This window comes from Streptomyces sp. NPDC051219, from assembly GCF_040682335.1.
In the GTDB taxonomy this organism is placed as follows: domain Bacteria; phylum Actinomycetota; class Actinomycetes; order Streptomycetales; family Streptomycetaceae; genus Streptomyces.
This window is the reverse complement of sequence record NZ_JBFBAS010000007.1, coordinates 34,537-48,779: the sequence shown is the minus strand read 5'-3', so window position 1 is coordinate 48,779 and position 14,243 is coordinate 34,537. Positions and strand designations below refer to the sequence as shown.

Below are 14,243 nucleotides of genomic sequence, written 5' to 3'. Positions count from 1 at the left end.
AAGAGCCCCGCGTTGTCCCCACCCTCTCGGGGGAGGCAGGATGACCGGCATGACGCACGCGATGCTGAAGGGCTCGAACGTCCCCGTGGACGCCACGGCGGTCAGGGCCGTGTTGCGCTGGACCCCCGGCCCGGACGTTCCGGACGTGGACGCCTCGGCCCTGCTGGTGGGCACCGACGGCCGGGTGCGCTCCGACGAGGACTTCGTCTTCTACAACCAGCCACGCCATCCTTCGGGGCTGGTGTGGCGACTGGGCAAGAAGCGTCTGGCGGACGGCGTCACGGACGCGGTCCAGACGGACCTGGCCGGACTCGAGCCCGCGGTGGACCGGGTGCTCATCGTGGCGTCGGCCGAGGATGTCCCCTTCGAGCGGGTACGGGATTTGCGCATTCTCGTCTACGACGCCACGCCGCAGGGCAGCGGCGAGCCGCTCGCCTACTTCGACGTACGCCCCGAGACGGGTGCCGAGACGGCGCTGATCTGCGGCGAGCTGTACCGGCGTGGCGAAGGCTGGAAGTTCCGCGCGCTGGGCGAGGGGTACTCCAATGGCCTGGTGGGTCTGGCCACGAACCACGGCATCTCGGTGGACGAGGGTGAGGCGGCGGCACCGGACGGGGCTCCGGCCGGCCCGGCGGCCCCGCCCGAACCGCAGTCGCCGCCCGTGCAGCAGCCGCAGCCACCGGCCCAGCCCGCGTACGGGTACCCGCAGGTGCCTCCGCCGCCCACGACGCAGCCCGCGTACGGCTACCCCCAGCCGGCGTCCGCGCAGCCCGCGTACGGCTATCCGCAGCCGGCCGCGACGATCCCGGCGCCCACGGCCGACCCGGACTTCAGGCTGCCGCCGCAGGGCCCCCAGTTCCTGCCCCGCTGAGCGGTCGAGCGCGCCCCGCCCCGTCAGACCTTCGTCTTGTAGCCCCTGCCCCACTGCAGCCCCCACCCGTAGAGCCGGTCCAGCTCGGCCTGGAAGCCGTAGACGAACTTCACCTCGCGGCGGACGATCAGCTCGCCCTTGACCTTTTCGATGGAGAGCACCGCGCACGAGCGGGCCTGTGGAGCCCGCTCGTCCAGCTCGATCTCGATGCGCGGGCCGTTGCTCGGGTAGAGCGTCACCACGGCATGGGTCCGGTCGAAGGCGGGCGTCTGGTCGTAGATGTAGACGAACACCAGCAGCCGCTTGATCTGCTCGGCGTGGTCGAGATTGACGAATATCGTCTCGCCCGACGGGGCACCGAACCGGTCGTCACCGCTGAGCTTGACGTACGGCGGCGCGTTGAGGCTTCCGAAGAAGTTGCCCAGCGGCTGCACCACACCGCGGCTGCCGTCCGTCAGCTCGTACAGGCAGCCGATGTCGAGGTCGACGTTCACCATGCCCTGTGTGTGCGCCTGCACGACCTCGGGCTTGAACAGCTTGAACGGGTGGCGCAGCAACTGACCGCTCTGCCGGGACCTCCCGCCTATGTCGGAGGTCCTCATCCGCCAGGAGAGGTTGACCCGCAGATTGCCGCTGACCGCTCCCTGCTTGCTGAGCGAGACCGTCGTGTGCCGCTTGGTCAGCTCAATGGCGTTGGACGAGGCGCTGCCCGATTCGAACTGCGCGGTCCGCCTCGGAAACAGACCGTCCCAGAAGCCCATCCCACCCCCCAGGTGTCTTGTCACAAGGCCGCGGGGCGGCCTGCGGGCTGTGTGCCCGTATGGCCGCCCCGCGTAGAGCGTTCCGCAATCCAGTCCGGGTCACACCCCGGATGGAAGCTCTTCCTTGTCGCCTGAACCTCCTCCGCCCTCCGCCGCGAGCCGCTTGTTGCGACGGATCGAGGACCAGAAGGACGCGGCGATCAGGACGACACCGACGAGACCGGTGATGATCTCGCTGATCTGGTACTGGATGGTGATGAGCAGGATGATCGCGAGTGCGCCGATCGCGTAGTGCGCGCCGTGCTCGAGGTAGACGTAGTCGTCCAGGGTGCCCTGGCGGACCAGGTAGACCGTGAGCGACCGGACGTACATGGCGCCGATACCCAGGCCGAGCGCCATCAGCACGATGTCGTTGGTGATGGCGAAGGCGCCGATGACACCGTCGAAGGAGAAGGACGCGTCGAGGACCTCAAGGTAGAGGAACATGAAGAACGCGGCCTTGCCGGCGAGTACGACCGCCGAGACCGGCTTACCGGTCTTCTTGGCCGCTTCCTCGGCCTCGTGCTCGCGCTCCTCCTCCTCTTCGATCCTGTTCTCGAAGTATCCGGAGAGACCTCCGACGATCAGGTACGTGACCAGGCCCGCCACACCGGACAGCAGCACGGTCGCCGACTTGTCGGCATGCCCGGCGTGCTGGTGGGCGTGCATCGCGAAGGTCGTCGCGCTGACGAGCAGCACGATCAGGGCGATGCACACCGAGAGCATGTCGATCTTGCCGAGCTTGGCCAGGGGCCGCTCCAGCCACCCGAGCCACTTGATGTCGCGGTCCTCGAAGATGAAGTCGAGGAAGATCATCAGCAGGAACATGCCACCGAAGGCGGCGATCGCCGGGTGGGCGTCGGTGACCAGCTGCTCGTAGAGGTTCGGGTTGTTGAACGCGAGGTCGACGGCCTCGATGGGGCCGATCTTGGCGCTGATGGCGACGATCACGACGGGGAAGACAAGCCGCATGCCGAACACGGCGATGAGGATGCCGATCGTGAGGAAGATCTTCTGCCAGAAGGCGCTCATCTTCTTCAGGATTCCGGCGTTGACCACCGCGTTGTCGAAGGACAGCGAGATCTCGAGGACGGAGAGGATCGCCACGATCCCGAATCCGGTCCATCCTCCGTAGAACACCGCTGCGACCAGACCGAGCGCGGTGACCGCGAACGACCAGCCGAAGGTTTTCAGAACCACTGGCTACCCAATCATGTGTGTACGGGTCTCCCCCGCGCCGTGCGCGGCTTTACGAAACGTTGACCCCGAAGTCTAGAGCGATGCCCCTCAGCCCCGACGCGTACCCCTGCCCTACCGCCCTGAACTTCCACTCACCGCCGTAGCGGTAGACCTCGCCGAAGATCATCGCCGTCTCGCTGGACGCGTCCTCCGAGAGGTCGTAGCGGGCCAGCTCCTGGCCGTCCGCCTGGTTCACCACGCGAATGAACGCATTGGTGACCTGGCCGAACGTCTGGCCGCGATTGTCGGCTTCATGGATGGAGACCGGGAAGACGATCTTGTCGACGTTGGCCGGCACCTTGGAGAGGTCCAGCAGGATCGACTCGTCGTCGCCCTCGCCCTCGCCCGTGAGGTTGTCACCGGTGTGCTCGACCGAGCCGTCCGGGCTCTTGAGGTTGTTGTAGAAGACGAAGTACTCGTCGCCCAGTACGCGCCCGGCATTGCACAGCAGCGCGCTGGCGTCCAGGTCGAAGTCGGCCCCCGTGGTGGAGCGCGCGTCCCAGCCGAGCCCGATCATCACCTGGGTGAGGTTCGGTGCGGCCTTGGAGAGGGAGACATTGCCTCCCTTGGCGAGCGTGACGCCCATGATCTTTGTCCTCCCCAGCTGACGGTGTGGATGAACAGGCACGTCCGGCGCCGCACTCGGAGTGCGGCGCCGGACGAAGACGGCCTGCTCAGACGTTGACGCCGAAGTCCTGCGCGATGCCACGCAGGCCCGAGGCGTAGCCCTGGCCGATCGCGCGGAACTTCCACTCGGCGCCGTTGCGGTAAAGCTCGCCGAAGACCATCGCGGTCTCCGTCGAGGCGTCCTCGCTCAGGTCGTAACGGGCCAGCTCGTTGTTGTCCGCCGAGTTCACGACGCGGATGTACGCGTTGCGCACCTGGCCGAAGCTCTGCTGGCGGCTCTCGGCCTCGTAGATCGAGACCGGGAAGACGATCTTGGCAACGTCGGTCGGCACGCCCGCGAGGTTCACCTTGATGACCTCGTCGTCGCCCTCGCCCTCACCCGTGAGGTTGTCACCGGTGTGCTCGACCGAGCCGTCCGGGCTCTTCAGGTTGTTGAAGAAGACGAAGTTCGAGTCGTTGGCGACCTTGCCCTGGTCATTCGTCAGGATCGCGCTGGCGTCGAGGTCGAAGTCCCCGCCGGTGGTGGTACGAGCGTCCCAGCCCAGACCGACGATGACCGCCGTCAGGTTGGGGGCGGCCTTGGTCAGCGAGACGTTGCCGCCCTTGCTGAGGCTGACTCCCACGAGTCCTCCATTGGTTTGAGGGGCTGGGCCCCGTCTTGCGTTGGTATTCGGATCAACGTGACGATCCTAGTGACCGGTTCCCGGCCGAAACACCCTCTTAGCGCAACGTTCAGGAGGCCGAGAGGCCGTCGAGCGCCTTGACGTACTCGTTCAGGTCGCGGGCGTCGGGCAGCGCGTTGACGACGGTCCAGCGCACCACGCCGTCCTTGTCGATGACGAAGGTGCCGCGCACCGCGCAGCCCTTCTCCTCGTCGAAGACGCCGTAGGCGCGCGAGACCTCGCCGTGCGGCCAGAAGTCGGACAGCAGCGGGTAGTCCAGGCCCTCCTGCTCGGCGAAGACGCGCAGCGTGTGGATCGAGTCGTTGGAGACGGCGAGCAGCTGCACGTCGTCGTTGACGAAGTTCGGCAGCTCGTCCCGCAGGGCACGCAGCTCGCCGGTGCACACGCCGGTGAAGGCGAACGGGTAGAAGAGCAGCACCACGTTCTTCTCGCCCTTGAAGTCCGAGAGCCGAACGGTCGCGCCGTGGTTGTCCCTGAGCTCGAAGTCCGGGGCCTTGGTGCCAACCTCGATCGCCATGAGTCGCATATCCCTTCGGTGGGCCATTCGGGGAGCCCAGCCTACGCACAGGGCCCCCGCCGACGGGTGTCGACGGGGGCCCTGATCGCTTGCGGCGGAGCCTGCGGCTCAGCGCTTGCCGGACTTGGCTGCCTTGGGGGTCACCAGACGGCTGCCGGTCCAGTCCTTGCCGGCGTTGACGCTCTTGGTCTGGGACAGGCCCGCGGTCTGTGCGGCCTCGTTGATGTCGCTCGGTTCGACGTACCCGTCGCGGCCGGTCTTGGGGGTGAGCAGCCAGACCGGCCCACCCTCTTCGATCAGCTGGGTGGCATCGACCAGCGCGTCCGTCAGGTCACCGTCGTCCTCTCGGAACCACAGCACCACTGCATCGGCCACATCGTCGTACTCCTCGTCGACGAGCTCGCTGCCAATGAGTTCCTCGATGGCCTCGCGGAGCTCCTGATCGACGTCGTCGTCGTAGCCGATCTCCTGGACCACCTGCTCGGGCTGGAAACCCAGCCTCGCGGCAGGGTTGGTCCGCTCCTCCGCGTGGTCCGCGGTCGCGCTCACGGCTTGCCTCCTGATCATGTTTTTGGGATTGCCATCAGCCACGCGCGTACGCGCAGCATTGGGCGTAGTCCACACGGGCGCGGCGGATCGCGCAAGTACCCGGCCGCCGAGACCGTCGAAACGGTGACGTTTACGGCCGTGTCGCCGCAACTCCAGGCACCGCCAGGAAGCCTCCGAGTGATCCATGCCACGCCTTTCGGACGACTTTGTCACATCCTGAGGCATCGGTACGCCGTTCGGGGGCGAACGGCCTTACGAACCACTTGAACGCCTTGGGCGTAAGGTTGCGATTTGGCCGGGCCCGCCCGCTGGTTACCTATCGGTAGAGATGACGTTTCCGCCCCCCGCGGTACACGATGGGAGACGGCGCGACACCCGCACAGAAACCCCGTAGAGCAATACCGACAGCGAAGGAACAGCGTGGCTTCCGGATCCGATCGCAATCCGATCATCATTGGCGGCCTTCCGAGCCAGGTCCCGGACTTCGATCCAGAGGAGACGCAGGAGTGGCTCGACTCCCTCGACGCCGCCGTCGACGAGCGCGGTCGTGAGCGCGCCCGTTACCTGATGCTCCGCCTGATCGAACGCGCGCGCGAGAAGCGCGTTGCCGTGCCCGAGATGCGGAGCACGGACTACGTCAACACCATCGCCACCAAGGACGAGCCGTTCTTCCCCGGCAACGAGGAGATCGAGCGCAAGGTTCTCAACGCGACCCGCTGGAACGCGGCCGTGATGGTCTCCCGTGCCCAGCGTCCCGGTATCGGCGTCGGCGGCCACATCGCCACATTCGCCTCCTCGGCCTCCCTCTACGACGTGGGCTTCAACCACTTCTTCCGGGGCAAGGACGAGGGCGACGGCGGCGACCAGATCTTCTTCCAGGGCCACGCCTCCCCCGGTATCTATGCGCGCGCCTTCCTGCTGGACCGGCTCAGCGAGCAGCAGCTCGACGCGTTCCGCCAGGAGAAGTCGAAGGCCCCGTACGGCCTCTCCAGCTACCCGCACCCGCGGCTGATGCCCGACTTCTGGGAGTTTCCGACCGTCTCGATGGGCCTCGGCCCGCTGGGCGCGATCTACCAGGCGCGGATGAACCGCTACATGGAGGCGCGCGGCATCGCCGACACCTCCAAGTCCCACGTGTGGGCGTATCTCGGCGACGGTGAGATGGACGAGCCCGAGTCACTGGGCCAGCTCTCCATCGCGGCCCGTGAGGGCCTCGACAACCTGACCTTCGTCGTCAACTGCAACCTGCAGCGCCTCGACGGGCCGGTGCGGGGCAACGGCAAGATCATCCAGGAGCTGGAGTCGCAGTTCCGCGGCGCCGGCTGGAACGTCATCAAGCTGGTCTGGGACCGCTCCTGGGACCCGCTGCTCGCACAGGACCGCGACGGCATCCTGGTCAACAAGCTCAACATCACGCCGGACGGTCAGTTCCAGACGTACGCGACCGAGACAGGCGCGTACATCCGCGAGCACTTCTTCGGTGACGACCACCGGCTGCGCGCGATGGTCGAGAACATGACCGACGAGCGGATCCTGCACCTCGGCCGTGGTGGCCACGACCACAAGAAGGTCTACGCGGCCTACGCGGCGGCCAAGGCCCACAAGGGTCAGCCGACCGTCATCCTGGCGCAGACGGTCAAGGGCTGGACGCTCGGACCGAACTTCGAGGGCCGCAACGCCACCCACCAGATGAAGAAGCTGACGGTCGAGGACCTCAAGCGCTTCCGCGACCGGCTGCACATCCCGATCACGGACCAGCAGCTGGAGAGCGGCGCGCCGCCGTACTACCACCCGGGCCGGGACTCCGAAGAGATCCAGTACATGCATGACCGCCGCAAGAGCCTGGGCGGTTACGTCCCGACCCGCGTGGTGCGGGCGAAGCCGCTGGTGCTGCCGGAGGACAAGACCTACGCGGCCGCGAGGAAGGGCTCGGGCCAGCAGTCGATCGCCACGACCATGGCGTTCGTCCGCATCCTGAAGGACCTGATGCGGGACAAGGAGATCGGCAAGCGCTTCGTGCTGATCGCCCCGGACGAGTACCGCACGTTCGGCATGGACGCGTTCTTCCCGAGCGCCAAGATCTACAACCCGCTGGGCCAGCAGTACGAAGCGGTGGACCGCGACCTGCTGCTCGCGTACAAGGAGTCGCCGACCGGGCAGATGCTGCACGACGGCATCTCCGAGGCCGGCTGCACCGCCTCGCTGATCGCCGCCGGTTCGGCGTACGCGACGCACGGCGAGCCGCTGATCCCGGTCTACGTCTTCTACTCGATGTTCGGGTTCCAGCGCACCGGTGACCAGTTCTGGCAGATGGCCGACCAGCTCGCGCGCGGTTTTGTACTGGGTGCGACCGCCGGACGTACGACTCTGACCGGTGAGGGTCTGCAGCACGCGGACGGCCACTCGCAGCTGCTCGCTTCGACCAATCCGGGCTGTGTCGCGTACGACCCGGCCTTCGGCTACGAGATCGCGCACATCGTCAAGGACGGTCTGCGGAGGATGTACGGCGAGAACGCCGAGGACGTCTTCTACTACCTCACCGTCTACAACGAGCCGATTCAGCACCCGGCGGAGCCTGCCGATGTCGACGTGGACGGCATTCTCAAGGGCATCTACCGCTACCGGGCGGGCGAGTCCGGTGCCGTCCCCGCGCAGATCATGGCGTCCGGTGTCGCCGTGCCGTGGGCCGTCGAGGCCCAGCGGATCCTCGCCGAGGAGTGGGACGTCAGAGCGGACGTCTGGTCGGCGACCTCCTGGAACGAGCTGCGCCGCGATGCCGTCGAGGCGGAGGAGCACAACCTGCTCCACCCGGAGGAGGAGCAGCGCCTCCCGTACGTGACGCAGAAGCTCTCCGGCAGCCAGGGCCCGTTCGTGGCGGTCTCCGACTGGATGCGCTCGGTGCCGGACCAGATCTCGCGCTGGGTTCCCGGCTCGTACACCTCGCTGGGTGCGGACGGCTTCGGCTTCGCCGACACCCGTGGTGCGGCGCGCCGCTACTTCCACATCGACGCCCAGTCGATCGTCCTGGCGGTGCTCACCGAGCTCGCCAAGGAGGGCCGGATCGACCGCTCGGCGCTCAAGACCGCCGTCGACCGCTACCAGCTGCTGAACGTGGCCGCGGCGGACCCGGGTGCGGCGGGCGGCGACGCGTAGGCGTCCGCGGCTGTACGTCCGAGGGCGGCGGGACCCATGGGTCCCGCCGCCCCTCGGCGCTCTACGATGCCGGCATGAAGCAGCAACCAGCACAGATGCGGTGGGAACGGCGTACACAAACGCCCCTGCTGGCGCTCGCGATCGCGTTCGGCATCGCCTACGCCGTGCCGATCGTCGCCCCGGACGCCAACTCCGCGGTGCGCACCGCCTGTACGGTCACCGAATGGGCGGTGTGGGGTGCGTTCGCGGCCGACTATCTGGTGCGGCTGGTCCTCACCCCCGACCGGTGGTTCTTCGTTCGCAGCCACTGGCTGGACCTGCTCGCGGTGCTGCTGCCCCTGCTCCAGCCGCTACGGCTGCTGCGCGTCGTCTCCACGCTGTTGCTGGTCGGGCGGCGGGCCAGGATGGCCCCGCAGATACAGCTGACGACGTACGTGGGCGGCTCGGTGGTGGGTCTGCTGATGTTCGGCTCACTGGCCGTGCTGAGCGTCGAACGGGACGCGCCGGGCGGCAACATCAAGAACCTGGGCGACGCGGTGTGGTGGTCCTTCACGACGATGACGACGGTGGGCTACGGGGATCACGCGCCGACCACCGGGCTCGGCAGGGTGCTCGCCGTCGGGCTGATGCTCTCGGGCATCGCCCTGCTCGGTGTGGTCACCGCCAACATCGCCGCCTGGTTCATCGCCCGCTTCGAGCGGGACGACGTGGAGGAGCGCCGGCAGACCGCCGCGATCGCCGCGCTGACCGATGAGGTCAGGGCGCTGCGCGCGGAGGTCGGCCGGCTCTCCGGGGCCGCGCAACTGCCCGCTCAGGCAGCACCGGCCCCGGACGGGCCGCGGGTGTAGCCGGTACGGCTACTGGAGGAAGACCGTCGGGGCGGACGCCCCGGCCAGCCAGACGATCGCCAGTATCGTGTCGATCGCTCCGAGTACGACGGCGACGAGCGCCGGTACCGGATGTGCGCCGTTCCAGCGGCGGCCCATGCCGAGCCATCCGCAGACGATCGCCACCGGGCCGAGGATGATCCCCAGCACGAAGAACCCGGCGATCGCGCAGATCAGCCCGACGATGCCCAGCGTCGCGCGGTCCGGCCCGCTCCGCGACCACGTCCGGCCTCGCGAGCGGGGGTGCTTGCGCGTACGCGTGGTGTGTCCGAAGCCCGCCATCATCACTCCCAAGGGTTGTCGAACAGGGGGCTCGGACTTCGGGTACCCCGGTTCAGCTCTCCCAGACCTTGAACGCCCTTACCTGGTAGGGAGACTGGGGCAGCCAGGTGCCGCCGCCCGGGTACGTCTCGAACTCGCCCGTCTCCGCGCACTCGGCGGACTGGTAGGTGGTGACGGGTCGTCCGGTGCGGTTGGCGACTGCCTGGGCGGTGGTTCCCGCCGGAAGGGCCACACAGCTCTCGATGTCGATGCCGGTCAGCTCGTACGTCTGGCGGGCGCCCCTGAAGTCCGGTTTCGCCCAGAGGCAGAGCTGGCCCGCCGCGCACGCGCCCAACCGGGGCGGCGAGGCGGCGGCTTGTGTGGCGATGGCATGTGAAGCGGCTGCGTGTGAAGCGGCGGCATGTGAGGCGCCGTGGGCAGGGGCTTGCGGCAGCAGTGCGGCTGCGGCCAGGACAAGCGCGGCAGCAGCGGTGACGGTCTTGCGCATACGGATCAACCCCCGTGGTCGTGCGGATCAGTTGTCCGCACCCTGACCCGCCCGGCAGCTTCGGCGGAAGACCACCCGGCCGGGTCCACCCGGATAGGCGACAGCCCCGCCGGAACCGCCCGGCGGGGCTCTCGTACGTACGCGGTTGACGTCAGATGTGGGCCGCGCCCGCGCCCATGTCGGCGTTCGCACCACGCTTGGTGAACAGCGCGACGACGGCCGCGACCACCGCGACCACGCCGGCCACGGTGAAGGCCAGCCCCATGCCGGACATGAACGTGTCGTGGATGACCCCGCCGATCCGATCCGCCAGGTCCGGCGTCATCCCCGGAGCCTGAGTGAGCTCGGCCAGAACGATGCCGAACTCGGCCGCCTGCTCCAGCTTCGGGTCGGCCGGAACGGGGATGCCGGCCGACTGCCAGTTGGCGGCGAAGTCGGCACTGACCTTGGCGGACATGACGGCGCCCAGTACGGCCGTACCCAGCGCCGCCGCCGACCTGCATCGCGGCCTGCTGGAGACCACCCGCGACACCGGACAGCTCCAGCGGGGCGTTGCCGACGATGACCTCGGTGGCACCGACCATGACCGGCGCGAGGCCGAGACCGAGCAGGGCGAACCAGAGGGACATGGCCAGCGTGCCGGTGTTGGTGGTAAGGGTGATCATGCCGAGCATGGCGACTGCCGTGCAGACCATGCCGCCGACCAGCGGAATGCGCGGGCCGAACTTCGTGATCAGCGCGCCGGCCAGTGGCGAGGAGACGATCATCATGGCCGTCAGCGGCAGCAGGTGCAGGGCCGCTGTCGACCGGGCTGAGGCCCTTGACGCCCTGGAGGTAGAACGTCACGAAGAACAGGCCGCCCATGAAGGCGAAGGCCATCAGAACCATCAGCACGACACCGGCCGACAGCGGGACGGACCGGAACATGCCCAGCGGGATGAGCGGTTCCGCCACCTTGGTCTCCCAGAAGGCGAACAGGGCGAAGAGCAGAGCCGCGCCGCCGAGGAAGCCCCAGGTGTTGGCGCTGCCCCAGCCCCACGACTCACCGGCCTTGATGATCCCCCAGATGAGGGAGGCCATGGCGCCGGAGAGCAGAAGGATGCCCGGCAGGTCGAAGGACCTCGGCGCCTTCTCCGCCCGGTGGTCCCGGAGGATCACCAGGCCGGAGACCAGGGCGACGACATCGTCCGGCACGTTGATGAAGAACACCGACTGCCAGCTGACGTGCTCGACGAGGAGGCCGCCGACGGTCGGGCCGCCCGCGGTCGAGGCGCCGATGACCATGCCCCAGATATGCGTCTATGGCTGCTGCCAGGGGCCGATCGGCAGAGACGGCCGCCGCGCGGCTGTCGGGGGCCGCTTTCCTGGCGCGCGCGGGACGCTCGAGTCGGCCGCGATGATTCGCCTGCAGCTTCTTGACGGCCATCTCCACCTCGTACCGGGACTGCTGGGTGGCCGCCGCATGCTCGGTCACCGCGGCCTGGACGGCGGCCGAGACAGCGAGCCACGGCTTCCAGGCCTCGGCCGAGTAGTCGCGTCCCTTCAGCTTGGCGCGTTCGGCGCTGGTATTGCGCTGGAGTGCGACTAGTGGTGCATACGGAGTGCTACCGCTTGCACACCCAGTGTGACCCACCTAGCTTCGTGATCAGCGAGTACCTGCCCGCGCTTCGTTCGGTTTACGTAACTGATGGAGTCCGCGCAAATGCAAGCCAATTCCACCAGTCCGGCTGCCGGGATATGTGCCACCTAGCCGACTGTACTGCCGCACGACCGGATTGCGGTCTGCACCGAGAGCCAAGGAGAAAACCATGAAGAAGACGATTCTTGTCGCGGTGTGCGTGGCAGCGGCTACAGCATTCCCGGCAGTGCCCAGCCAGGCAGCTCAGACCGTACTCGTTGTGGATGACAACGGAGTGCAATGCCCGGGTGCACCTTTCACCACGATCCAGGCAGCGATTACTGCGGCCTCGCCAGGAGATGAGATCAGGGTCTGCGCCGGAACATACAACGAGGTTGTCACCGTGAACAAGGCGAATTTGCGGTTGGTCGGACCGGCCGCCGCCCCCACAGGGACAGCGTGCCACCAGGCGGGAGCTCCGGATCCGTCCAGACAGGCGATCATTCAGTCGGCGAACGGTTCAGGCAGTGTCCGCTTGGCGGAGAACGGCATCAGGTTCTCCCGCTTCACCATTCAAAACAATACCTCCAGTTATGGCATTGTCACGAGTGCGGCACACTCGGGCCACCAAGTACGGCAGAACGTGATCCAGGACAATGTATTCGGAGTCTATTTCAACTCCAGCGGCACAGACCTTTCCGAGGTTGAACAGAACTGTATCCGCCAGAACAATGAACCCGGTTCTGCAAGCGGCAACGGAGTCTACTCGGACGCGGGCCTGAAGAACGCGGACATCGAAACAAACACCTTTTCCGGTAACGAAAACTCTGGTGTCCTTCTGGACGCACTGACACCCGGAGGAGTCGACAATGTCAGAGTAAACAGAAACACCTCCTTGGAGGATAGAGCCTTTGCGTTCATCTTCAAGTCCAGCAACGTCTCCCTAGGGAGTAACATCATCCAGGACAACTTTGGCGCCCCCGGGATCTTCTTCGGCGACAGCAACACGAATTTGAGGATCACCTCCAACACCATTGAGAGAGGCTTCCTAGGCGTGCGGGCCAACGCCTTTGGCCTTACGCCTAACGCCAACGTCACCATCACCGGCAACATCATCAGAAATTCCGAATCAAGCATCGTCGGCCACGGCATCAGCGTGGCAGCGAACTCCCTCACGAACTCCGTCATTTCCCGGAACAGCGCCAGCGACAACGCGGGCGACGGCATCCGCATCGATGCCGGCGGCAACGGGGGAAACACCATCGACTCCAACGTCGCCCGCCGCAACGGCATGCTCGACTGCCGCGACAACACCAGCGGCACCGGCACCGACGGCACGGCCAACACCTGGATTCGCAACATTGGCCCGAACGCGGCCCCCCCTGGCATCTGCCTCTAGCCTCGATCTTTCGTGACGGTCCGCTGGTTGTCTTGAGTTCTGGCGGGCCGTTTCGGCTTGTTGGGCTGCGAATGGGGATGCCGCCGGCCCGGCTGTCGTGCCGGGTGGGCGCCTGGTTCCACGGCTCCGGTTGTGGGGTGCTGGTCGTAGGGGCGGTGATGTGGCTGGTCAGCCGGGGTTCGGCAGGAGCTGGAGTCGTTGGTTCGCGCTGGTGATGATGGCGGTCCAGGGTTAGTTAGTGTTCGGCGAATCGCAGGCTTGCCGGTAGTCAGATCGCACCCCCAGCACGGAAGACAGAGAAGGCCACGTGTCCGAGTCCGGCACCGGCGGTCGCCTCACGGAAGAGCATCGCGCTCGGTTGGAATTCGCCACCATGCGGTGATGACGGACCAGCCACCGGCCCCACCGGCGGGGCTGCGCGAGCTCAAGAAGCAGCGCACGCGTGTCGCGCTGCTGCGCGTGGCGCTCGAACTCTTTACGACCAAGGGGTACGAGCAGACGACCGTCGACGAGATCGCGGACGCGGTCGAGGTCTCGCAGCGCACGTTCTTCCGCTACTTCGCGAACAAGGAAGAGGCGGCGTTCGCCGTCCAGGACCTGGTGGAGTCGCACTTCTACGCCTCACTGTTCGAACGTCCGCACACCGAAAGCCCTTTCGAGGCGATGCGCAACGCCGTCCTGAGCTCGTGGGAGACCATCGGCGAGGCCATCGCCGAGGTGGTGCCGGTCGAACTGCACATGCGTACGTATCAGTTGATCGAGTCCACGCCCGCGCTGCTCGCCGTCCCCCTGCGCCGCTCCACCGAGCTGGAGGAGAAGATCGCCCGGCTGATCGCCGAGCGCGAGGGGCTGGACGTGGACACCGACCCACGCCCCCGCGTCGCGGTCGCGGCGTTCAGCGGGGTGATGCGGGTGACGGGGCGGCTCCGGGGGCAGGGCCAGGACGCCAGCATGGAGGCGATCCGCAGTCTGACGGAGAGTTACCTCGACCATCTGGGGCCATCGCTCGCGGCGAACTGGCGTACGCCCGATACGCACACAGAGTGACGTAAATCGCGGCGCGGTGCCCTGAATTGCCCCGATCCCCTTGCTGGAAACGTGACGTTGCTTACCCAGTGCACGGAGGTCGCG

At 67.1% G+C, this 14,243-nt stretch carries 13 protein-coding genes and 1 pseudogene; 5 read left to right on the top strand and 9 right to left on the bottom strand.

Annotated elements, in window-relative coordinates; translation table 11 throughout:
* Positions 1 to 49 precede the first annotated feature (49 nt).
* The gene (locus AB0M62_RS10985) at positions 50 to 871 is read left to right on the top strand and encodes a TerD family protein (protein ID WP_366074010.1); all 822 of its coding nucleotides are present in this window, start codon (positions 50 to 52) and stop codon (positions 869 to 871) included.
* Positions 872 to 894: 23 nt separating this feature from the next.
* Here the strand turns inward: AB0M62_RS10985 and AB0M62_RS10980 are convergent, their stop codons facing one another.
* The 6 genes from AB0M62_RS10980 to AB0M62_RS10955 all read right to left on the bottom strand — a co-directional run bounded on the left by AB0M62_RS10980 (position 895) and on the right by AB0M62_RS10955 (position 5,286).
* Entirely contained in the window at positions 895 to 1,632 is a 738-nt protein-coding gene (locus tag AB0M62_RS10980; protein WP_366073834.1) for a Tellurium resistance, read from the bottom strand.
* A 99-nt stretch (positions 1,633 to 1,731) separates the two neighbouring features.
* Positions 1,732 to 2,871 (bottom strand): DUF475 domain-containing protein, encoded by a 1,140-nt coding sequence (locus AB0M62_RS10975; protein ID WP_366073833.1) that lies wholly within the window; start codon positions 2,869 to 2,871, stop codon positions 1,732 to 1,734.
* Between the two features lie 49 nt (positions 2,872 to 2,920).
* Positions 2,921 to 3,496 carry a TerD family protein gene (locus tag AB0M62_RS10970; protein ID WP_254373980.1) on the bottom strand — a complete coding sequence of 192 codons (576 nt, stop codon included), beginning with the start codon at positions 3,494 to 3,496 and terminating at the stop codon, positions 2,921 to 2,923.
* Between the two features lie 88 nt (positions 3,497 to 3,584).
* Complete coding sequence (locus tag AB0M62_RS10965; protein WP_366073832.1) at positions 3,585 to 4,160, bottom strand: TerD family protein; 576 nt, start codon at positions 4,158 to 4,160, stop codon at positions 3,585 to 3,587.
* Between the two features lie 109 nt (positions 4,161 to 4,269).
* Positions 4,270 to 4,737 carry a peroxiredoxin gene (locus tag AB0M62_RS10960; protein ID WP_366073831.1) on the bottom strand — a complete coding sequence of 156 codons (468 nt, stop codon included), beginning with the start codon at positions 4,735 to 4,737 and terminating at the stop codon, positions 4,270 to 4,272.
* Positions 4,738 to 4,845: 108 nt separating this feature from the next.
* Entirely contained in the window at positions 4,846 to 5,286 is a 441-nt protein-coding gene (locus tag AB0M62_RS10955) for a DUF3052 domain-containing protein (RefSeq protein ID WP_366073830.1), read from the bottom strand.
* A 420-nt stretch (positions 5,287 to 5,706) separates the two neighbouring features.
* Between AB0M62_RS10955 and aceE the strand changes: the two genes are divergently transcribed.
* Both aceE and AB0M62_RS10945 read left to right on the top strand, forming a co-directional pair.
* Positions 5,707 to 8,439 carry a pyruvate dehydrogenase (acetyl-transferring), homodimeric type gene (gene aceE, locus AB0M62_RS10950; protein WP_366073829.1) on the top strand — a complete coding sequence of 911 codons (2,733 nt, stop codon included), beginning with the start codon at positions 5,707 to 5,709 and terminating at the stop codon, positions 8,437 to 8,439.
* A gap of 74 nt (positions 8,440 to 8,513) precedes the next feature.
* Entirely contained in the window at positions 8,514 to 9,287 is a 774-nt protein-coding gene (locus tag AB0M62_RS10945; RefSeq protein WP_366073828.1) for a potassium channel family protein, read from the top strand.
* A 9-nt stretch (positions 9,288 to 9,296) separates the two neighbouring features.
* On the opposite strand, the gene AB0M62_RS10940 is transcribed toward AB0M62_RS10945, so the two are convergent.
* From AB0M62_RS10940 to AB0M62_RS10930, 3 genes and pseudogenes are all read right to left on the bottom strand, one after another.
* Complete coding sequence (locus AB0M62_RS10940) at positions 9,297 to 9,611, bottom strand: small hydrophobic protein (RefSeq protein ID WP_366073827.1); 315 nt, start codon at positions 9,609 to 9,611, stop codon at positions 9,297 to 9,299.
* A 49-nt stretch (positions 9,612 to 9,660) separates the two neighbouring features.
* Positions 9,661 to 10,095 (bottom strand): peptidase inhibitor family I36 protein, encoded by a 435-nt coding sequence (locus AB0M62_RS10935; protein ID WP_366073826.1) that lies wholly within the window; start codon positions 10,093 to 10,095, stop codon positions 9,661 to 9,663.
* 151 nt (positions 10,096 to 10,246) lie between these two features.
* Positions 10,247 to 11,388, bottom strand: a pseudogene (locus tag AB0M62_RS10930) (MFS transporter); the annotation flags it as partial.
* A 515-nt stretch (positions 11,389 to 11,903) separates the two neighbouring features.
* On the opposite strand from AB0M62_RS10930, the gene AB0M62_RS10925 reads away from it, so the two are divergent.
* Positions 11,904 to 13,112 (top strand): right-handed parallel beta-helix repeat-containing protein, encoded by a 1,209-nt coding sequence (locus tag AB0M62_RS10925; RefSeq protein ID WP_366073825.1) that lies wholly within the window; start codon positions 11,904 to 11,906, stop codon positions 13,110 to 13,112.
* 381 nt (positions 13,113 to 13,493) lie between these two features.
* The gene (locus AB0M62_RS10920) at positions 13,494 to 14,159 is read left to right on the top strand and encodes a TetR family transcriptional regulator (RefSeq protein ID WP_366073824.1); all 666 of its coding nucleotides are present in this window, start codon (positions 13,494 to 13,496) and stop codon (positions 14,157 to 14,159) included.
* The last annotated feature ends 84 nt before the right edge of the window (positions 14,160 to 14,243 follow it).

Bases quoted from the DNA above. Each gene is read 5' to 3' on its own strand.
- AB0M62_RS10985 (WP_366074010.1), top strand. From the start codon at position 50: ATGACGCACGCGATGCTGAAGGGCTCGAACGTCCCCGTGGACGCCACG.
- AB0M62_RS10935 (WP_366073826.1), bottom strand. From the start codon at position 10,095: ATGCGCAAGACCGTCACCGCTGCTGCCGCGCTTGTCCTGGCCGCAGCC.
- AB0M62_RS10940 (WP_366073827.1), bottom strand. From the start codon at position 9,611: ATGATGGCGGGCTTCGGACACACCACGCGTACGCGCAAGCACCCCCGC.
- AB0M62_RS10925 (WP_366073825.1), top strand. From the start codon at position 11,904: ATGAAGAAGACGATTCTTGTCGCGGTGTGCGTGGCAGCGGCTACAGCA.
- AB0M62_RS10960 (WP_366073831.1), bottom strand. From the start codon at position 4,737: ATGGCGATCGAGGTTGGCACCAAGGCCCCGGACTTCGAGCTCAGGGAC.
- AB0M62_RS10980 (WP_366073834.1), bottom strand. From the start codon at position 1,632: ATGGGCTTCTGGGACGGTCTGTTTCCGAGGCGGACCGCGCAGTTCGAA.
- AB0M62_RS10945 (WP_366073828.1), top strand. From the start codon at position 8,514: ATGAAGCAGCAACCAGCACAGATGCGGTGGGAACGGCGTACACAAACG.
- AB0M62_RS10970 (WP_254373980.1), bottom strand. From the start codon at position 3,496: ATGGGCGTCACGCTCGCCAAGGGAGGCAATGTCTCCCTCTCCAAGGCC.
- AB0M62_RS10920 (WP_366073824.1), top strand. From the start codon at position 13,494: ATGACGGACCAGCCACCGGCCCCACCGGCGGGGCTGCGCGAGCTCAAG.